At 60.1% G+C, this 19,591-nt stretch carries 15 protein-coding genes and 1 tRNA gene; 13 read left to right on the plus strand and 3 right to left on the minus strand.

All coding sequences use genetic code 11. The features are described 5' to 3' along the window. Positions 1–82: 82 nt before the first annotated feature. From apaG to ACIPQ1_RS22295, 7 genes are all read left to right on the plus strand, one after another. The gene (apaG, locus tag ACIPQ1_RS22265; protein WP_250962138.1) at positions 83–463 is read left to right on the plus strand and encodes a Co2+/Mg2+ efflux protein ApaG; all 381 of its coding nucleotides are present in this window, start codon (positions 83–85) and stop codon (positions 461–463) included. Continuing rightward, entirely contained in the window at positions 463–1,338 is an 876-nt protein-coding gene (locus ACIPQ1_RS22270; RefSeq protein WP_446534788.1) for a symmetrical bis(5'-nucleosyl)-tetraphosphatase, read from the plus strand. Before apaG ends, ACIPQ1_RS22270 begins: the two co-directional genes overlap by 1 nt. Before the next feature lie 32 nt (positions 1,339–1,370). Further along, the gene (glpE, locus tag ACIPQ1_RS22275; protein WP_250962136.1) at positions 1,371–1,700 is read left to right on the plus strand and encodes a thiosulfate sulfurtransferase GlpE; all 330 of its coding nucleotides are present in this window, start codon (positions 1,371–1,373) and stop codon (positions 1,698–1,700) included. 298 nt (positions 1,701–1,998) lie between these two features. Further along, entirely contained in the window at positions 1,999–3,921 is a 1,923-nt protein-coding gene (locus tag ACIPQ1_RS22280) for a PrkA family serine protein kinase (protein WP_003177689.1), read from the plus strand. A 113-nt stretch (positions 3,922–4,034) separates the two neighbouring features. Next, positions 4,035–5,306 (plus strand): YeaH/YhbH family protein, encoded by a 1,272-nt coding sequence (locus tag ACIPQ1_RS22285; protein ID WP_003206179.1) that lies wholly within the window; start codon positions 4,035–4,037, stop codon positions 5,304–5,306. Beyond that, positions 5,303–6,868 carry a SpoVR family protein gene (locus ACIPQ1_RS22290; RefSeq protein ID WP_411385790.1) on the plus strand — a complete coding sequence of 522 codons (1,566 nt, stop codon included), beginning with the start codon at positions 5,303–5,305 and terminating at the stop codon, positions 6,866–6,868. The genes ACIPQ1_RS22285 and ACIPQ1_RS22290 overlap by 4 nt, the downstream gene beginning before the upstream one ends. Before the next feature lie 63 nt (positions 6,869–6,931). Next, positions 6,932–8,158 carry a multifunctional CCA addition/repair protein gene (locus ACIPQ1_RS22295; RefSeq protein WP_446534789.1) on the plus strand — a complete coding sequence of 409 codons (1,227 nt, stop codon included), beginning with the start codon at positions 6,932–6,934 and terminating at the stop codon, positions 8,156–8,158. Between the two features lie 131 nt (positions 8,159–8,289). On the opposite strand, the gene folK is transcribed toward ACIPQ1_RS22295, so the two are convergent. Next, the gene (folK, locus tag ACIPQ1_RS22300; RefSeq protein ID WP_186729599.1) at positions 8,290–8,808 is read right to left on the minus strand and encodes a 2-amino-4-hydroxy-6-hydroxymethyldihydropteridine diphosphokinase; all 519 of its coding nucleotides are present in this window, start codon (positions 8,806–8,808) and stop codon (positions 8,290–8,292) included. After that, positions 8,799–9,152, minus strand: coding sequence for a dihydroneopterin aldolase (gene folB / locus ACIPQ1_RS22305; protein WP_039590767.1), 354 nt, complete (start codon positions 9,150–9,152; stop codon positions 8,799–8,801). The genes folK and folB overlap by 10 nt, the downstream gene beginning before the upstream one ends. 74 nt (positions 9,153–9,226) lie before the next feature. Here folB and plsY point away from each other — a divergent pair, with 74 nt between their 5' ends. Continuing rightward, complete coding sequence (plsY, locus tag ACIPQ1_RS22310; RefSeq protein ID WP_003206189.1) at positions 9,227–9,796, plus strand: glycerol-3-phosphate 1-O-acyltransferase PlsY; 570 nt, start codon at positions 9,227–9,229, stop codon at positions 9,794–9,796. A gap of 8 nt (positions 9,797–9,804) precedes the next feature. Here plsY and tsaD read toward each other — a convergent pair whose 3' ends face one another. Continuing rightward, entirely contained in the window at positions 9,805–10,830 is a 1,026-nt protein-coding gene (gene tsaD / locus ACIPQ1_RS22315) for a tRNA (adenosine(37)-N6)-threonylcarbamoyltransferase complex transferase subunit TsaD (protein WP_446534790.1), read from the minus strand. A gap of 199 nt (positions 10,831–11,029) precedes the next feature. Here tsaD and rpsU point away from each other — a divergent pair, with 199 nt between their 5' ends. The 5 genes from rpsU (at position 11,030) to ACIPQ1_RS22340 (ending at position 19,560) form a co-directional block, all read left to right on the plus strand. Then, positions 11,030–11,245, plus strand: coding sequence for a 30S ribosomal protein S21 (gene rpsU, locus ACIPQ1_RS22320; RefSeq protein WP_002551877.1), 216 nt, complete (start codon positions 11,030–11,032; stop codon positions 11,243–11,245). Positions 11,246–11,723: 478 nt separating this feature from the next. Then, a complete protein-coding gene (dnaG, locus tag ACIPQ1_RS22325) occupies positions 11,724–13,682 on the plus strand; it encodes a DNA primase (protein WP_024616738.1) in 1,959 nt (652 codons plus the stop codon). A 67-nt stretch (positions 13,683–13,749) separates the two neighbouring features. Then, complete coding sequence (rpoD, locus tag ACIPQ1_RS22330) at positions 13,750–15,597, plus strand: RNA polymerase sigma factor RpoD (protein WP_250962129.1); 1,848 nt, start codon at positions 13,750–13,752, stop codon at positions 15,595–15,597. A 127-nt stretch (positions 15,598–15,724) separates the two neighbouring features. Further along, a complete protein-coding gene (locus tag ACIPQ1_RS22335; protein WP_411385792.1) occupies positions 15,725–19,468 on the plus strand; it encodes a bifunctional diguanylate cyclase/phosphodiesterase in 3,744 nt (1,247 codons plus the stop codon). A gap of 15 nt (positions 19,469–19,483) precedes the next feature. After that, positions 19,484–19,560 (plus strand) — tRNA-Ile (locus tag ACIPQ1_RS22340). Positions 19,561–19,591 lie beyond the last annotated feature (31 nt).

Raw genomic sequence — 19,591 nt, forward strand, 5'->3', positions numbered from 1 at the left:
CTGGTCTACTACCCGATACTTGGCCTAGACTCATCTCCTGAGTCGCGCCCGCGTCCCGCTTCGTTTTTAAGGCCTTATTTGCATGTCTGATCCTCGTTACCAAGTCGACGTCAGCGTCACCACCCGTTTCCTGGCAGAACAGTCGCAACCCGAACATGACCGCTTCGCCTTCGCCTACAGTATTACCGTAAGCAACAACGGTTCGTTGCCGGCCAGGCTGTTGTCGCGGCACTGGGTCATCACCGACGGCAACGGTCACGTCGAAGAAGTACGTGGTGAAGGCGTGGTCGGCCAGCAACCATTGATCGACGCCGGTAAAAGCCACAGCTACAGCAGCGGGACGGTGATGACCACCAAGGTCGGCACCATGCAGGGCACCTACCAGATGCTGGCCGAGGACGGCACACGCTTCGATGCTGTCATCAAGCCCTTTCGCCTGGCTGTGCCCGGGGCCTTGCACTAATGGCCACCTACGCGGTCGGCGACCTGCAGGGCTGCCTCGAGCCGCTCAAGTGTCTATTGGAGCGCGTCGCCTTCGATCCGCAAAAAGACACCCTGTGGCTGGTGGGTGACCTGGTCAACCGGGGCCCGCAGTCCCTTGAGACGCTGCGCTTTCTCCACGGTATCCGCCAGTCGGTGGTGTGCGTGCTCGGCAACCACGACCTGCACCTGCTGGCCACCTGGCAGAACATCGAGCGCCTGAAAAAATCCGATACCTTGAGCGAAATCCTCGCCGCCCCCGATTGCGTTGAATTGCTGGAGTGGCTGCGCCAGCAAAAGCTCATGCACTACGACGAGCAGCGCAACCTGGCGATGGTCCATGCCGGCATCCCGCCCCAGTGGTCCCTGCGCAAGGCGCTCAAGTGTGCGGCCGAGGTGGAACAGGCATTACGCGACGACAATTTGTTCGCGCCCTACCTGGATGGCATGTACGGCAACGAGCCGGTCAAGTGGGACAACGACCTCACCGGCAGCGCCCGCCTTCGCGTCATCACCAATTACTTCACGCGGATGCGCTTCTGCACCCGAGATGGCAAGCTAGACCTCAAGGGCAAGGAAGGCATCGAGACCGCACCACCCGGCTACGCCCCGTGGTTCAAGCACAATGAGCGCAAGACCCGTCACCTGAAGATCATTTTCGGGCACTGGGCGGCGCTGGAAGGCCAATGCGACGAACCCGGCGTCTTCGCCCTCGATACCGGCTGCGTGTGGGGCAGCGCCCTGACGCTGATGAACATCGACACCGGCGAGCAACTGCGCTGCGATTGCGACGAACAGGGCCACGCCAGAATCCACCCCCCAGTCACAGCACCATCGCCGGCCGGCACCGCCGTTTGACCGGCGTTGCGCCCACGCTACAGGAGTCCCTCATGACCGAATTCAAACGCATCCCCCCGGAACAGGCCCAAGCCCTGCGTGAGCAAGGCGCGGTCGTCGTCGATGTCCGCGACCCGGCCACTTTTGCCGCTTTGCATATCCGTGGCTCCAAGCATCTGGATAACCATTCCCTCGCCGATTTCATCCGTGCCGCCGACCTCGATGCGCCCACCGTCGTGGTCTGCTATCACGGCAATTCCAGCCAGAGCGCAGCCGCTTATCTGATCAGCCAGGGCTTCAGCGACGTCTACAGCCTCGACGGCGGATTTGAGCTATGGCGTACGACTTATCCTGCAGAAACAGCCCAAGGCACCCACGAATAATTTTTTATCCCGGCCAAGCCCGCGTGAACCGTGGGCTTGAGCGATGGCAGACGAACGGTCTGCCACAACTAATTACGTATTCCACCTTTACCTCCGCGATTCCGAACTATCCTTAGCCTCAGGCCATCCAAAACAGGGGAGAGCCGGTACACCGGCGCGCGGGTCATCGGGAGTCAGCTTTCAGGAACCTGCATTCTGAAAGCATTCTGGGGGGTAAACGGCAACTGGGTCCCCAGGGGCTGTCCAGCATCGACTGATTGATCCGACACCGGCTCCACGTATCGAGCGAGGTGACGTCATGAGTATTTTTAGCCACTTCCAGCAACGTTTCGAGTCCACGCGGCAAGAGGAATACTCGCTGCAGGAATACCTCGAACTCTGCAAGCAGGACCGCAGTGCCTATGTGTCGGCTGCGGAGCGTCTGTTGCTGGCCATCGGAGAACCGGAGCTGCTGGATACCTCGACCAACTCGAGGCTCTCGCGCATCTTTTCCAACAAGGTGATTCGCCGCTATCCGGCCTTTGCGGACTTCCACGGGATGGAAGAATGCATCGAACAGATCGTGTCCTATTTCCGCCACGCCGCCCAAGGCCTGGAAGAGAAGAAGCAGATCCTTTATCTGCTCGGCCCCGTGGGTGGCGGTAAATCGTCCCTGGCCGAAAAACTCAAACAACTGATCGAAAAAGTGCCCTTCTATGCCATCAAGGGCTCGCCGGTGTTCGAATCGCCCCTGGGGCTGTTCAACGCCACCGAGGACGGCGCGATCCTCGAAGAAGACTTCGGCATTCCACGCCGCTACCTCAATACCATCATGTCGCCATGGGCGACCAAGCGCCTGGCCGAGTTCGGCGGTGATATCAGCCAGTTCCGGGTGGTCAAGCTCTACCCCTCGATCCTCAACCAGATCGCGGTCGCCAAGACTGAACCAGGCGACGAAAACAACCAGGACATCTCGGCCCTGGTGGGCAAGGTCGATATCCGCAAACTGGAAGAATTCCCACAGAACGACGCCGACGCCTACAGCTATTCGGGTGCGCTGTGCCGGGCCAACCAGGGTCTGATGGAATTCGTCGAAATGTTCAAGGCGCCCATCAAGGTACTGCACCCGCTGCTGACCGCTACCCAGGAAGGCAACTACAACAGTACCGAGGGCCTGGGGGCCATTCCGTTTACCGGCATCCTGCTGGCTCACTCCAACGAATCGGAATGGCATACCTTCCGCAACAACAAGAACAACGAAGCCTTCATCGACCGGATCTATATCGTCAAGGTGCCGTACTGCCTGCGAGTGAGCGATGAGGTGAAGATCTACGACAAGCTGTTGTTCAACAGTTCGCTGTCCAAGGCTCATTGCGCCCCCGACACCTTGAAAATGCTGGCCCAGTTCACGGTGCTGTCGCGCCTCAAGGAACCGGAAAACTCCAACATCTATTCGAAGATGCGCGTGTACGACGGTGAAAACCTCAAGGACACCGATCCGAAGGCCAAGTCGATCCAGGAGTACCGCGACAACGCGGGTGTGGACGAAGGGATGAACGGGCTGTCCACGCGTTTCGCGTTCAAGATCCTGTCCAAGGTCTTCAACTTCGACCCACACGAGATCGCGGCCAACCCGGTTCACCTGCTGTATGTGCTGGAACAGCAGATCGAGCAGGAGCAATTCCAGGCCGAAACCCGCGAACGCTACCTGCGCTTCTTGAAGGAGTACCTGGCGCCGCGCTACATCGAGTTCATTGGCAAGGAAATCCAGACGGCGTACCTGGAGTCCTACAGCGAATACGGCCAGAACATCTTCGACCGCTATGTGCTGTATGCAGACTTCTGGATCCAGGACCAGGAATACCGCGACCCGGAAACCGGCGAGATACTCAACCGCGTGGCCCTCAACGAGGAACTGGAAAAAATCGAGAAACCCGCCGGCATCAGCAATCCGAAGGACTTCCGCAACGAAATCGTCAACTTCGTGCTGCGCGCCCGGGCCAACAACAACGGCAAGAACCCAACCTGGCTCAGCTATGAAAAGCTGCGGGTGGTCATCGAGAAGAAAATGTTCTCCAACACCGAAGACCTGCTGCCCGTTATCAGCTTCAACGCCAAAGCCAGCAAGGAGGACCAGCAAAAACACAACGACTTCGTCACACGCATGGTCGAACGTGGCTACACCGACAAACAGGTACGACTGCTTTCCGAGTGGTACCTGCGGGTCCGGAAATCGCAATAAGCAGCGGCAAGCTTCTAGCTACAGACTGCAAGGGAACGGCGTTGAGCCCAAGGCTCGACGCCACGCCTCTTACGGCTTGAGGCTTACGACTTGAAGCTCCCCCGGAGGGGCCTATGAGCTATGTGATCGACCGACGCCTTAATGGCAAGAACAAAAGCACGGTGAACCGCCAGCGGTTTCTGCGGCGTTACCGTGACCACATCAAGAAGGCCGTTGAAGAGGCGGTCAGCCGGCGCTCCATTACCGACATGGAACACGGCGAACAGATCAGCATCCCCGGCCGCGACATCGACGAGCCGGTGCTGCACCATGGGCGCGGCGGCAAGCAGACCGTCGTGCACCCTGGCAACAAGGAGTTCACCAGTGGCGAGCACATCCCCCGTCCCCAGGGCGGAGGTGGCGGCAAAGGCCCCGGCAAGGCCGGCAACTCCGGGGAAGGCATGGATGAGTTCGTCTTCCAGATCACCCAGGAGGAATTCCTGGAGTTCATGTTCGAGGACCTGGAGCTGCCGAACCTGGTCAAGCGCAACCTGACCGGCACCGACACCTTCAAGACCGTGCGTGCTGGTATCAGCAATGAAGGCAACCCATCACGCATCAACATCATCCGCACCCTTCGCTCCGCCCACGCCCGGCGCATCGCGCTGTCGGGCAGCAGCCGGGCAAAACTGCGCGAAGCCAAGGAAGAACTGGCTCGGCTCAAACGCGAAGAACCGGACAATTTTGGCGATATCCAAGACCTTGAAGCGGAAATCGAGAAGCTTAGCGCCCGCATCCATCGCGTCCCGTTCCTCGACACCTTCGACCTCAAGTACAACTTGCTGGTGAAACAGCCAAACCCCAGTTCCAAGGCAGTGATGTTCTGCCTGATGGACGTTTCCGGCTCCATGACCCAGGCGACCAAGGACATCGCCAAGCGCTTCTTCATCCTGTTGTACCTGTTCCTGAAACGGAATTACGACAAGATCGACGTGGTGTTCATCCGCCACCACACCAGCGCCCGGGAAGTGGACGAAGAGGAGTTTTTCTACTCCAGGGAAACCGGCGGCACCATTGTGTCCAGCGCCCTGAAGCTGATGCAGGAAATCATGGCCGAGCGCTACCCCGCCAACGAATGGAACATCTATGCGGCCCAGGCGTCGGACGGTGACAACTGGAACGACGATTCACCGATCTGTCGTGACATCCTGATCAACCAAATCATGCCGTTCGTCCAGTACTACACCTATGTGGAAATTACCCCACGGGAACACCAGGCCTTGTGGTACGAATACGAACGGATTGCCGAAGCATTTTCCGACACGTTTGCCCAACAGCAACTGGTCTCGGCCGGGGATATCTACCCGGTCTTCCGTGAACTCTTCCAGCGCAGGTTAGTGACATGACCGCCAAAAAAGAGCAGAAGCGCCAGCCCATTTCCACCGGCTCCGAATGGACGTTCGAGCTGATCAAGGCCTACGACCGCGAAATCAGCCGTATCGCGGACCGTTATGCCCTGGACACCTACCCGAACCAGATCGAGGTGATCACCGCCGAGCAAATGATGGACGCCTACGCGTCGGTCGGCATGCCGCTGGGCTATCACCACTGGTCCTACGGCAAGCATTTCCTCAGTACCGAGAAATCCTACAGCCGCGGCCAGATGGGCCTGGCCTATGAGATCGTGATCAATTCCGACCCGTGCATCGCCTACTTGATGGAAGAAAACACCATCTGCATGCAGGCTTTGGTGGTGGCGCATGCCTGCTACGGGCACAACAGCTTCTTCAAGGGCAACTACCTGTTCCGCACGTGGACCGATGCCAGTTCGATCATCGATTACCTGGTGTTCGCCAAGCAGTACATCATGCAATGCGAGGAGCGCCACGGCATCGACGCGGTGGAAGACCTGCTGGACTCCTGCCACGCCCTGATGAACTACGGTGTGGACCGCTACAAACGGCCGTATCCGATTTCCGCCGAGGAGGAACGTCGGCGCCAGAAGGACCGCGAAGAGCACCTGCAAAAACAGATCAACGATCTATGGCGCACCATTCCCAAAGGTGCCGACAAGTACAACGAAAAAGACAATGCCCGTTTCCCGGCCGAGCCCCAGGAGAACATTCTCTATTTCATTGAAAAACATGCGCCGTTGCTGGAGCCGTGGCAGCGGGAAATCGTGCGCATCGTGCGCAAGATTGCCCAGTATTTCTATCCACAGCGCCAGACCCAGGTGATGAACGAAGGCTGGGCCACGTTCTGGCACTACACGCTGATGAACGACCTGTACGACGAAGGCCTGGTCACCGACGGCTTCATGATGGAGTTCCTGACGTCCCACACCAGCGTGGTGTTCCAACCGGGCTTCGACAGCCCGTACTACAGTGGCATCAACCCTTATGCACTGGGTTTCGCCATGTACCGCGACATCCGGCGCATGTGCGAAGACCCTACCGAGGAAGATCGTCACTGGTTCCCTGAGATCGCCGGCTCGGACTGGTTGTCCGCGATCAAATTCGCCATGAGCAGCTTCAAGGATGAGAGCTTCATCCTGCAGTACCTTTCACCCAAGGTGATCCGCGACCTGAAACTGTTCAGCATCCTTGATGACGATCAGAAAGATGACTTGGTGGTTCCTGCCATTCACGATGAGAGCGGCTACCGCATCATCCGCGAAACCCTGGCGGCGCAGTACAACCTGGGTAACCGCGAACCCAATGTGCAGATCTACAGCATCGATCGCCGCGGAGACCGCTCGCTGACCCTGCGCCACCAGGCCCACAACCGTAAGCCTCTTGGTGACTCCACCGATGAAGTGCTCAAGCACCTGCATCGGCTCTGGGGTTTCGATATTCATCTGGAAACCCTGCAAGGCGACCAAGTGATGAAAACCCATCATGTGCCGCCCAGAAGCGAACAAGCCGAAGGCGACTATGGCCGCCTGGACTTGGCCGTCATTCATCTTTGATCCCGTTTTCGCCTCCAGAGGTCCGACGCAAAGGTTATCCTGTCGGACCAACGGAGGTTTTTTATGCAGATCTATAAAGTTGGCGGCGCCGTTCGCGATCGCCTGCTGGGCATTCCCGTCACCGACGTCGATCGGGTCGTGGTGGGGGCGACTGCCGAGGAAATGCTCGCCAAGGGTTTTCGCCCTGTGGGGGCCGATTTTCCAGTATTCCTCGACCCGAAGACTGGCGAGGAATACGCCCTCGCCCGCACTGAGCGCAAGAGCGGCCGCGGCTATGGCGGCTTCGTGTTCCATGCCAGCCCTGAAGTGACCTTAGAAGAAGACCTGGTTCGCCGGGACTTGACCATCAATGCCATGGCAGAAGATGACCATGGCAACCTGACCGATCCGTACCACGGCCAGCGCGATCTGGAAGCCCGGGTGCTGCGCCACGTTTCCCCCGCTTTCGCCGAAGATCCGCTCCGAGTCCTGCGGGTTGCCCGCTTTGCTGCACGTTATGCGCCGCTGGGTTTCAAGGTGGCGGACGAAACCCTCGAACTGATGCGCCAGCTCAGTGAGTCCGGCGAATTGGAGGCGTTGACGGCCGAGCGCAGCTGGAAAGAAATTTCCCGCGCCCTCATGGAAAAACAACCACAGGTATTTATCCAGGTGTTGCGCGACTGCACGGCGCTCAAGATCTTGATGCCCGAGGTCGACGCGCTGTTCGGCGTGCCGCAGCCTGAAACCCATCACCCGGAAATCGATACCGGCGTCCACACCTTGAGCGTGCTGGAACAAGCGGCACTGCATCAACAGCCGCTAACGGTCCGTTGGGCCTGCCTGCTCCATGACTTGGGTAAAGGCCTGACACCCCAACACGAATGGCCGCGCCACATCGCCCATGAGCACACGGGGCTGAAACTGATCAAAGCCGTCAGCGAACGCTTCAAGGCACCGCGAGACTGTCAGGAACTGGCGTTACTGGTTGGCCAGTACCACACCCATGGCCACCGTGCGCTTGAGCTGAAGGCCTCTACTTTGCTTGAGCTGCTGCAAAGTTTCGATGTTTACCGTCGGCCCCAGCGCTTTGAGGAATTCATTGCGGCATGCGAGATGGATGCACGGGGGCGCAAGGGGCTCGAAGAGCGAAGTTATCCACAGGCTGAGTATCTGCGGGGCGCTGCGGCAGCGGCCCGCGCGGTGGCGGTGCAGCCTTTGCTGGAGAAGGGTTTCAAGGGGCCGCAGTTGGGAGAGGCAATCAAGCGTGAGCGCCTCAGGGCGTTGAAAGCCTACAAGGAAGCGGCGAACTGACAGGCGTTTTCAGGTCAACCGCCGTCATCGCGAGCAAGCTCGCTCCCACAGTGGATCTCGTTGAGCACAAGATAGGTGCACGCTGAAATCCTAATGTGGGAGCGAGCTTGCTCGCGATGACGGCAGCCGTCTCACAACAGATTCGATGGTGTGAGCGGCTGGCCTCGCCATTCGAAAGCCACCGGTGCCAGCACTTGGTCGATCTGCGCCTCTTCCCACAGCGTGGCGAAGCTCTTGCCCACGCCCGGATGAATTCGATCCGGCGCCATCAACGACAAAGGCCACAGGACGAAGGCGTTCTTGAGAATTTCCGCGCGCGGCAGGATCAACCCGTCGAAGTTGCCGACCTGTTCGCCATACAACAACACGTCGATATCCAGCGGCAATCCCTTGCGGTCTGGCGCATAGCGACCGTTGTCCGCCTCGATGAACTTGAGGCGACGGTCCAATTCCATCAACGGCAGATCCGTGAAGGCCGAGACGACAAAATTGAAGAACGGCCCGCTCTTGATCCCCACCGGTTGGCTCTCGAATACGGCTGAACAGCGCATGTCCACAAGGAATCCAGCCAAGGCCTCAAGCCCGGCGCACAAATGGGTTTCGCGCTCGATATTGCTGCCGAGCCCGAGGAAAACCTGAGTCAGCGACATCCGCGCTCGATCTCCACGCCAACGCCGCTGGCCGCCGGTACGGCGCCAGGCTTGGTCACTTTCAGACGCAGCCAGGTGATCTTGAACTCATCCATCAGTTCCTGGGCCAGCCGCTCGGCAAAGGTCTCGACCAACTGGAACTGCGCTTGCTCGGCAAACGCCTGGATGCGCGACGACACGCTGGCGTAGTCAAGCGCCAGGGTCAGGTCGTCGCCTGCGGCGGCCGGGCGGTTGTCCCAGGCGAAGCTCAGGTCAAGCCGCAGGCACTGTCGGATGCCTCGCTCCCAGTCGTAGGCACCGATTACCGTGTCGACTTCCAGGCCCTCGATAAACACTCTGTCCAAGCACTCTTCTCCGCAGCACGACAAGGGCGCGATGCCCCGTTAGAATCAGGGCGTCCTCGCCCGGAATAGTTAGCATGTTTTGGTTACTGGCGATTCTCGCCTACCTGCTCGGCTCGCTGTCCTTCGCCATTTTGCTCAGCCGCCTGACCGGTCGCCCGGATCCGCGAATGAGTGGCTCGGGCAATGCCGGCGCCACCAACATGCTGCGCCTGGCCGGACGCAAACTTGCCATCCTGACCCTGCTGGGCGACCTCTGCAAAGGCCTTGTCCCGGTATTGATCGCCAGCCTTGCAGGGCTTTCGTTGCAGCAACAGGCCTGGATCGGCGTCTGTGCCGTCATCGGCCATCTATTCCCGCTGTACTTTCGCTTTCGTGGCGGCAAGGGTGTCGCCACCGCCGCCGGCATGCTGCTGGGCCTGTACCCGCCCGCCGCCCTGCTGGCTGTCTGCGCCTGGCTGCTGACGTTCTACCTGACCCGCACCAGCTCCCTGGCCGCGCTGATCGCCACACCGCTGACCCTGCCGCTGCTGGCCTGGCAGGAACCGGCGGCCTTGCTGCCGATGACCGCGCTGGTCGCCCTGATCGTCTGGCGCCACCGCGGCAATCTACGCGACCTGTTCGCCGGGCGCGAACGGCATTTTTAAATAACGTTTCACAAGGGTGCCAACTGCTCCATGGGCCAGCGCGCCTGCACGCTGATCGCCAGGCTTTCCTGCTGGCCGGCCTGCAAACGCTGGCAGCCGGCAAAGGCAATCATCGCGCCGTTATCTGTGCAGAACTCCGGCCGGGCGTAGTAAACGTCGCCCTTCATGTCGCCGAGCATTTTCTCCAGCGATGTCCGCAAGGCCTTGTTCGCACTCACGCCGCCGGCAATGACCAAGCGCTTGAGTCCGGCCTGCTTCAGGGCTCGCTTGCACTTGATGGTCAAAGTCTCCACCACGGCCTGCTGGAACGCCAGCGAGATGTCGCAACGGGCTTGCTCACTGTCGTCCCCGGCGCTGACGCACTGCTGCCAGGTGTTCAGGGCGAAGGTCTTCAGCCCACTGAAACTGAAATCCAGGCCGGGACGGTCGCACATCGGCCGCGGGAACACGAAACGCCCCTCGCCCCCTTGCGTCGCCAGCCGGGAAATTTCCGGCCCGCCTGGATAATTGAGTCCCATCATTTTTGCGGTTTTGTCGAACGCTTCGCCGGCGGCATCGTCGAGGGTTTCGCCGAGCAGCTCGTATTGGCCGATTCCATCGACCCGGATGAGCTGCGTATGGCCACCCGAAACCAACAAAGCGACGAACGGGAATTCTGGTGGTTGCGACTCCAGCATCGGCGCCAGCAAATGGCCCTCCATGTGATGCACGCCCAAGGCTGGAATACCCCAGGCAAAGGCCAGCGCCTGGGCACAGGAAGCGCCTACCAGCAACGCGCCCACCAGGCCCGGGCCGGCGGTGTAGGCGATGCCGTCGATCTCGGTCGGCACGCAGCCGGCCTCGGCCAGCACCTGGCGAATCAAGGGCAGCATGCGCTTGACGTGATCGCGAGAGGCAAGCTCGGGCACCACCCCGCCATAGGCGCGATGCAGGTCGATCTGGCTGAACAGCGCATCGGCCAGCAGGCCGCGCTCACTGTCGTAGAGTGCGACGCCGGTTTCGTCGCAGGAGGTTTCTAATCCCAGTACTAGCATGGGTTTGCGCCTTGTAGAGGCTGAATTCGAAGGCGCGCATAATAGTCGCCGCTTTGTGCCCCGACCAGCGGTTTTCGATCAGAGGCTTTGCATTCCGAGCGTTGAGGGGTTAACATCCGCAACCCTTAAAAACCGACGTCTTCAAGTGCTCTTTTGCCGCGAGGATGTTGACCCCGGTAATGAATGAAGGTAGCTCTGGATGCCAGCCGTCAAAGTAAAAGAGAACGAACCCTTCGACGTAGCTCTGCGTCGTTTCAAGCGCTCCTGCGAAAAAGCCGGTGTTCTGGCTGAAGTTCGTAGCCGCGAATTCTACGAGAAGCCGACTTCTGAGCGTAAGCGCAAGGCAGCAGCCGCTGTTAAGCGTCACGCCAAGAAAGTTCAGCGCGAACAGCGCCGCGCCGTACGTCTGTACTAATACACAGACGTCCGTAGCAAGCTTCTGCCAAGCCCGGCCTTCAAGCCGGGCTTATGGCATTTGCGGAATAACGCTTGATGCTTCACCGTCGAAGCCGCAGACGCGACCAAGACAACCGCTTCACCGCGTCAGACCTGGCTCTTTTGCCAGCGGTGCACGTCTTTCCTGACGAGCCTTCCAAGGCTACCGACGAGCACACCCTGATTCCTCTAACGACGATCAGCCCAAGGCACCTACCTGCGTGCCCGCTTCATGAGCTATCCGAGGCCCGACCGGCCGTTACCGGACTCAGCGCAACACATTCAAACAGTCGAATACTGATAGTTATTAACGTCAGTGGATTATCGGCAGATACACTTCCCGACAGCGATGATGCAGACGACCCGGTCGAGCCACCGATTCAGCGTGCCTCAAACCCAGACCCGGTTACGCCTGCCGATTTCGGGTCCTTATTTCGCGCAGTGATGATGAGAACGCCATGGCCGGGCTAATTCCCCAGAGCTTTATTGACGACCTCCTGAACCGCACCGACATCGTCGACGTGGTCAGCTCTCGCCTGCAAATGAAGAAAGCAGGCAAGAACTACACCGCCTGCTGCCCGTTTCACAAGGAGAAAACCCCCTCCTTCAGCGTCAGCCCCGACAAGCAGTTCTACTATTGCTTCGGTTGCGGTGCCGGCGGCAACGCCCTCGGCTTCATCATGGACCACGACAACCTGGACTTTCCCCAGGCCGTCGAAGAACTGGCCAAAGCCGCGGGCATGGAAATTCCCCGGGAGGAAAGCGGTCGACAACACAAGCCGCGCCAACCGACCGATTCGCCGCTCTACCCGCTACTGACGGCGGCGGCCGATTTCTATCGCCAGGCCCTCAAAAGCCATCCGGCGCGCAAGGCCGCGGTGGATTATCTCAAGGGCCGCGGCCTGACTGGCGAAATCGCCCGGGACTTCGGCCTCGGCTTCGCCCCGCCTGGCTGGGACAACCTGTACAAGCACTTAAGCAGCGATACACTTCAGCAACGCGCCATGATCGACGCCGGCCTGCTGATCGAAAACGCCGAAACCGGCAAGCGCTACGACCGCTTCCGCGACCGGGTCATGTTTCCGATCCGCGACACACGCGGGCGGATCATCGCCTTTGGTGGCCGAGTGCTAGGCGACGACAAGCCGAAATACCTGAACTCTCCGGAAACCCCGGTATTCCATAAGGGCCAGGAACTCTACGGCCTGTACGAAGCGCGCAAGAACAACCGCAACCTCGACGAAATCATCGTCGTCGAAGGCTATATGGACGTGATCGCCCTGGCCCAGCAAGGCTTGCGCAACGCCGTCGCGACCCTGGGCACGGCCACCAGCGAAGAACACATGAAGCGCCTGTTTCGCGTCGTGCCCAACGTGCTGTTCTGCTTCGACGGCGACCAGGCCGGCCGCAACGCCGCCTGGCGCGCGCTGGAAGCCACCTTGCCGTGCCTGCAGGATGGGCGCCGGGCACGTTTCCTGTTCCTGCCCGAGGGCGAGGATCCGGACACCCTGGTGCGCTCCGAAGGCACCGACGCGTTCCGTGCGAGGATCAACCAACACGCACAACCGTTGGCCGACTATTTTTTCCAGCAGCTGACCGAAGAAGCCGATCCACGCTCCCTCGAAGGCAAGGCCCACATGGCCACCCTCGCGGCGCCACTGATCGACAAGGTGCCCGGCGCCAACCTGCGCACCCTCATGCGCCAGCGCCTGACCGAGATCACCGGCCTGAACAGCGAAGCAGTCAACCAACTGGTGCACAGCGCCCCCCAGGAGGCGCCGCCGGCGTATGACCCGGGCATCGATTACGACGCGATGCCCGACTTCGCCGACTATCATCAACCCCAGCAGGATTACGCGCCGCAACAGGAATGGACGCCGAAAAAACCCGGCAGTGGCGGCAAGAAATGGGACAAGAAACCCTGGGACAAGAACGGCAAGCGCGGCGATCGCGACCAACCACGTGCCCCGCGCGTGCCGGCCGCCGTCGAACCACCAACACTGGCCGCCCTGCGCACCTTGCTGCATCACCCGCAACTGGCGGAGAAAGTCGAGGACGCAGGGCACTTCGCTGCCGAGGACCACAGCAATACACAGTTGCTGGTGGCACTCCTTGAAGCCGTGCAGAAGAACCCCAAGCTAAACTCTTTCCAGTTGATCGCACGGTGGCACGGTACCGAGCAGGGACGCCTCTTGAAGGCCCTGGCCGAGAAGGAATGGCTGATTGAGGGAGACAACCTTGAACAACAGTTTTTCGACACCATTACTAGCTTGTCCGCCCGCCAACGCGAGCGAAACCTGGAACAACTTCTGCGAAAAGCTCGCCAGAGCGAGTTGACCAGCGAAGAGAAAAACCAATTGCGCGACTTACTCAGCCGCAATGTTTGCGCATCAAACCCGACCTCAACTGGCGCGTGAGGTCACAGCTCAGGTATAATCCTCGGCTTGTTTTTTGCCCGCCAAGACCTTCAGTGGATAGGGTGTTATGTCCGGAAAAGCGCAACAGCAGTCTCGTATCAAAGAGTTGATCCTATTGGGTCGTGAGCAGGGCTACCTGACTTACGCGGAGGTCAACGACCACCTGCCGGAGGATATTTCAGATCCGGAACAGGTGGAAGACATCATCCGCATGATCAACGACATGGGGATCAACGTATTCGAGGTTGCTCCAGATAAGGATGCCCTTATGCTGGCCGACGCCGATACCGACGAGGCGGCCGCTGAAGAAGCGGCCGCAGCGTTGGCAGCGGTCGAGACCGACATTGGTCGCACCACGGACCCCGTGCGCATGTACATGCGTGAAATGGGTACGGTAGAGCTCCTCACACGCGAAGGCGAAATCGAAATCGCCAAGCGTATTGAAGAAGGCATCCGCGAAGTGATGGGCGCAATCGCGCACTTCCCTGGCACGGTTGACCATATTCTCTCCGAGTACACCCGCGTCACCACCGAAGGTGGCCGCCTGTCTGACGTCCTGAGCGGCTATATCGACCCGGACGACGGCATTGCGCCGCCTGCCGCCGAAGTGCCGCCGCCGATCGACGCGAAAGCCGTCAAGGCCGACGACGACACCGATGACGACGAAGCCGAAGCCAGCGACGACGAGGAAGAAGCCGAAAGCGGTCCGGATCCGGTCATCGCCGCACAGCGTTTCGGCGCCGTGGCCGACCAGATGGAAATCACCCGCAAGGCGCTGAAGAAGCATGGCCGCAACAACAAGCAGGCGATCGCCGAGCTGTTGGCACTGGCCGAGCTGTTCATGCCGATCAAGCTGGTACCGAAGCAATTCGAAGGCCTGGTCGAGCGTGTTCGCAGTGCCCTGGATCGCCTTCGTCAGCAAGAGCGCGCGATCATGCAGCTCTGCGTGCGTGACGCCCGCATGCCACGTGCCGATTTCCTGCGCCAGTTCCCTGGCCACGAAGTCGACGAAAGCTGGACCGATGCATTGGCCAAGGGCAAGAGCAAATACGCTGAAGCCATTGCCCGCCTGCAGCCGGACATCGTTCGTTGCCAGCAGAAGCTGAGTGCGCTGGAGGCCGAGACCGGCCTGAGCATCGCCGAGATCAAGGACATCAACCGTCGCATGTCGATCGGCGAGGCCAAGGCCCGTCGCGCGAAGAAAGAGATGGTCGAAGCGAACTTGCGCCTGGTGATCTCCATCGCCAAGAAGTACACCAACCGCGGCCTGCAATTTCTCGACCTGATCCAGGAAGGCAACATCGGCCTGATGAAGGCGGTGGACAAGTTCGAATACCGTCGCGGCTACAAGTTCTCGACTTATGCCACCTGGTGGATCCGTCAGGCGATCACTCGCTCGATCGCCGACCAGGCCCGCACCATCCGTATCCCGGTGCACATGATCGAGACGATCAACAAGCTCAACCGCATTTCCCGGCAGATGTTGCAGGAAATGGGTCGCGAACCGACGCCGGAAGAGCTGGGCGAACGCATGGAAATGCCTGAGGACAAGATCCGCAAGGTATTGAAGATCGCCAAAGAGCCGATCTCCATGGAAACCCCGATCGGCGATGACGAAGACTCCCATCTGGGTGACTTCATCGAAGACTCCACCATGCAGTCTCCGATTGATGTCGCCACGGTCGAGAGTCTCAAGGAAGCGACTCGCGAAGTGCTCTCCGGCCTCACTGCCCGTGAAGCCAAGGTACTGCGCATGCGCTTCGGCATCGACATGAATACCGACCACACCCTTGAGGAAGTCGGTAAGCAGTTCGATGTGACCCGTGAGCGGATTCGCCAGATCGAAGCCAAGGCGTTGCGCAAACTGCGCCACCCGACGCGAAGCGAGCATCTGCGCTCCTTCCTCGACGAGTGACCTTCAAAACCCCCGGCCCTGCCGGGGGTTTTGTCATGCACAGATAAAATCCCCTTCGTTACGCTCCTCACCACCCTGTTGCCCGTCTACACTCGACTCATCCTCACCAAGCCATGACGAGACAGTGATGCCCAGACTGACGGCCGCGCTTTTGCTGTCATTGATGACCTGGACCGCAACAGCTGGCGCGTTGACGCTCACCGACGAGGAGCTCCGCTGGCTCAAGGACCACCCCGACCTGCGCCTGGGTGTCGACGCCTCCTGGCCGCCGTTTGAGTTCCGCGACGATCAAGGCCGTTATCAGGGCCTGGCCGCCGATTACATCGAGATCATCCGTGAACGATTGGCCGTCAAGGTCACCCCCATCGAGCCGGTCAGTTGGACGGCCGTGCTGGAGCAGGTCGCACAAGGCAAGATCGATCTTTTGCCAGGCATCATGTCCACCCCGGAGCGCCAGAATTACCTGGCATTTACCCGCCCCTACCTGGACTTCCCCATTGTCATCCTGGCTCATCACGGTGGCGCCCGGCCTCACAACCTCAAGGAACTGTACGGGCTGAAGATCGCCGTGGTGGAGAACTATGCCCCCCATGAATTGCTACGCAACCATCATCCCGACCTGAACCTGGTGGCACTGCCCAACGTCAGCTCAGCCCTGCAAGCACTGGCGACCGACGAAGTGGATGCGGTAGTGGGCGATCTGGCTTCCAGTGTCTGGAGCCTGCGCCAACTCAAGCTCGAAGGCCTTTATGTCAGCGGGGAAACGCCCTATCGCTACCAGCTAGCAATGGCCGTCCCTCAAGACAACAAGATATTGGTCAGTATCCTGGATAAGGTCATCGCGGACATGAGCCCGGCCGAGGTCGCCGAGATCCAGCAGAAATGGGTCGGCAATGTGCATGACTACCGCCAGCTCTGGTCGGACTTGCTGCTGTACGGCCTGCCGGCGCTGCTGCTCCTGGTCGGCATATTGGCGGTGGTGATTCGCATCAACCGCCGGCTCAGTTCGGAGATCGCCCGACGGGTCGAGCTTGAGCAGGAGCTGCGCAGCAGCGAATACCATTACCGTGGGCTGGTGGAGAGCCTGTCGGCCATTGCCTGGGAGGCAAGGGTCAGCGATTTCACCTACAGCTACGTGTCGCCCCACGCCGAAGACCTGTTGGGCTATCCCCTCTCCCATTGGCTGGTCCCAGGTTTCTGGCGCAACATCATTCATCCGGCCGACCTGATCCGTGCCCAGAGCTACTGTGATCATGAAGTGTTGGCCGGGCGCGACCACTGCATCGATTACCGGGTGATCACCGCCGATGGCCGCTGTCTGTGGGTACGCGATATTGTCAGCCTGATCGAACACGGGCACGAACCGCTGATGCGCGGGCTGATGATCGATATCAGTGAAGCCAAGCGTACCGAGGAAGCCCTGCGTCTTTCGGAGCAGAAGTTTGCCTCGGTGTTCCGCCAGTGCCCGGATATCCTGGTGATTGCGCGGCTGTTTGACGGTTGCCTGCTGGAGGTCAACAAGGCCTTCGAAGAGCAGATCGGCTTGAGTGCCGCAGACGTGATAGGGCGTAGCGCAACCGCACTGGATATCTGGGGCATCCAGGGTGTGGGGCCGGGCCTGTTGCAGCGCTTGCAGGCCGGCAGCATTCGCAACCTGGAAATGCCCTTTCGCCGCAGCAATGGCCAGGTGTTCACCGGGCTGATCTCCGCCGAGCCCTTCGACCTCGACACGACACCCGCCCTGGTCGTGGTGGTGCGGGACATCAGCCAGCTCAAGGAAACCCAGCAACAACTGCAGACATCCGAAGAGAAGTTCGCCAAGGCATTCCACGCCTCGCCCGATGGATTGCTGCTGTCCCGGCAAAGCGATGGCTTGCTGATTGAAGTCAACGAAGGATTCAGCCGCATTACCGGCTTCAACAGCGCCCTGTCGGTGGACCGCTCTACCCTGGACCTGGGCATCTGGGTCAATCTCAACGAGCGCAAACAGATGCTCGACCTGCTGAAACGGGACGGCTTCGTCAGGGATTTCAGCTGCCATATCCGTCGCAACGACGGGCAGATACGGCTCTGCGAAGTGTCCAGCCGCCCGCTGCCCATCGGCAACGAAGATTGCATGCTGACCATCGCCCGGGACATTACCGAACGCCACCTGATGCAGGAAAAACTGCAACAGGCCGCCACCGTGTTCGAAAGCACTGCCGAAGGCGTGCTGATCACCGATACCCAACAACACATCAGCGCCGTGAACCGAGCCTTCACCGAAATCACCGGCTACAGCGAAACCGAAGCCTTGGGCCACACCCCCCGGCTGTTGGCTTCCGGCCTGCATGACAGCGCGTTTTACGCGGCGATGTGGCACCAGTTGACAGCGGAGGGACACTGGCAGGGAGAGATCTCCAACCGGCGCAAGAACGGCGAGCTCTACCCCAGTTGGCTGACCATCAGCGCGGTACGCAATCGGGACCGACAGATCACCCATTTCGTCGCCGTCTTCGCCGATATCTCCAGCCTCAAACACGCCCAGGCCCGGCTCGATTACCAGGCTCACCACGACCCGCTGACAGGCCTGCCCAATCGCACGCTGTTCGAAAGCCGCTTGTTGGCGGCCCTCAACAGCCAGCAGGAAAACGGCGGCCAGGGTGCCGTGCTGTTCCTGGACCTGGACCGCTTCAAGCACATCAACGACAGCCTCGGACACCCGGTCGGCGACTTGCTGCTCAAGGGCATCGCCGTGCGCTTGCGCGAGCAGTTGCGTGACATCGACACCGTGGCGCGCCTGGGCGGCGACGAGTTCATTATCCTGCTACCGGGCCTGCAGCAGCCCAGCGATGCCGAGCACATCGCCCAGAAACTGTTGAACTGCTTTACCGCACCGTTCCAGGCCGGCGAACACGAGTTCTTCATCAGCGCCAGCATCGGCACCAGCCTCTACCCGCAGGATGGCTGCGACGTCGCCACGCTGGTCAAGAATGCCGACGCGGCGATGTACCGCTCCAAGGCCAAGGGGCGCAACCGGGTGGAGAAATACACCCGCGACCTCACCGCCCAGGCCAGCGAGCGCGTGGCCTTGGAACACGAGCTGCGCCGGGCGATTGAACGCAACGAGCTGTCACTGTCCTTCCAACCGAAAATCAGCCTCGTCGACAATCGATTGGTAGGCGCCGAGGCACTGATCCGCTGGTATCACCCGACATTTGGCGACGTCCCGCCCGAACACTTCATCCCGTTGGCGGAAGAAAACGGCATGATCCTGCAAATTGGTGACTGGGTTCTGGAACGTGCCTGCCGGCAACTGTGCGAATGGAACAGCACCTACGAAAGCCTCGGCCCACTGTCGGTCAACCTGGCCGGCGCCCAACTGCGTCAACCCAACTTGCTGGGGCGTATCGAACAACTGCTGCGCGAACACCAACTCAAGCCCGACTTATTGCAACTGGAAATTACCGAAAACTTCATCATGAGCCAGGCCGAAGAGGCCCTGACGGTGCTGCACCAGCTGAAAAAGCTCGGCGTGCAACTGGCCATCGACGACTTCGGCACGGGCTATTCCTCCCTGAGTTATCTCAAGCGCCTGCCGCTGGACATCCTCAAGATCGACCAGTCCTTCGTCCGCGGCCTGCCCGATGACCCCCACGATGCGGCCATCGTGCGGGCAATCATCGCCTTGGGCCGCAGCATGCAGTTCACCATCATCGCCGAAGGTGTCGAAACCCTGGCCCAGCAGCAATTCCTGACCGAAGAGGGTTGCGAACAGATCCAGGGCTACATCGTCAGCCTGCCCCTGTGCGCCGAGGAGTTCGCCGCAACGTTTCTACGTGTGGCCGTATCGGATTTTTCGGATAGCACAGCCGAGAAACCGTCGCTATAATCCGCGGCCTACTGAGGGCCTATAGCTCAGTTGGTTAGAGCAGAGGACTCATAATCCTTTGGTCCACGGTTCGAGTCCGTGTGGGCCCACCAAATTGAAAGCCGCGCATTGCGCGGCTTTTGA

Source organism: Pseudomonas sp. LARHCG127 (assembly GCF_052871455.1).

Coding starts and splice junctions, on each gene's coding strand:
- dnaG (WP_024616738.1), top strand. CDS start 11,724: ATGGCCGGGCTAATTCCCCAGAGCTTTATTGACGACCTCCTGAACCGC.
- apaG (WP_250962138.1), top strand. CDS start 83: ATGTCTGATCCTCGTTACCAAGTCGACGTCAGCGTCACCACCCGTTTC.
- ACIPQ1_RS22335 (WP_411385792.1), top strand. CDS start 15,725: ATGCCCAGACTGACGGCCGCGCTTTTGCTGTCATTGATGACCTGGACC.
- ACIPQ1_RS22270 (WP_446534788.1), top strand. CDS start 463: ATGGCCACCTACGCGGTCGGCGACCTGCAGGGCTGCCTCGAGCCGCTC.
- glpE (WP_250962136.1), top strand. CDS start 1,371: ATGACCGAATTCAAACGCATCCCCCCGGAACAGGCCCAAGCCCTGCGT.
- rpsU (WP_002551877.1), top strand. CDS start 11,030: ATGCCAGCCGTCAAAGTAAAAGAGAACGAACCCTTCGACGTAGCTCTG.
- ACIPQ1_RS22285 (WP_003206179.1), top strand. CDS start 4,035: ATGAGCTATGTGATCGACCGACGCCTTAATGGCAAGAACAAAAGCACG.
- rpoD (WP_250962129.1), top strand. CDS start 13,750: ATGTCCGGAAAAGCGCAACAGCAGTCTCGTATCAAAGAGTTGATCCTA.
- ACIPQ1_RS22280 (WP_003177689.1), top strand. CDS start 1,999: ATGAGTATTTTTAGCCACTTCCAGCAACGTTTCGAGTCCACGCGGCAA.
- folK (WP_186729599.1), bottom strand. CDS start 8,808: ATGTCGCTGACTCAGGTTTTCCTCGGGCTCGGCAGCAATATCGAGCGC.
- tsaD (WP_446534790.1), bottom strand. CDS start 10,830: ATGCTAGTACTGGGATTAGAAACCTCCTGCGACGAAACCGGCGTCGCA.
- ACIPQ1_RS22295 (WP_446534789.1), top strand. CDS start 6,932: ATGCAGATCTATAAAGTTGGCGGCGCCGTTCGCGATCGCCTGCTGGGC.
- plsY (WP_003206189.1), top strand. CDS start 9,227: ATGTTTTGGTTACTGGCGATTCTCGCCTACCTGCTCGGCTCGCTGTCC.
- ACIPQ1_RS22290 (WP_411385790.1), top strand. CDS start 5,303: ATGACCGCCAAAAAAGAGCAGAAGCGCCAGCCCATTTCCACCGGCTCC.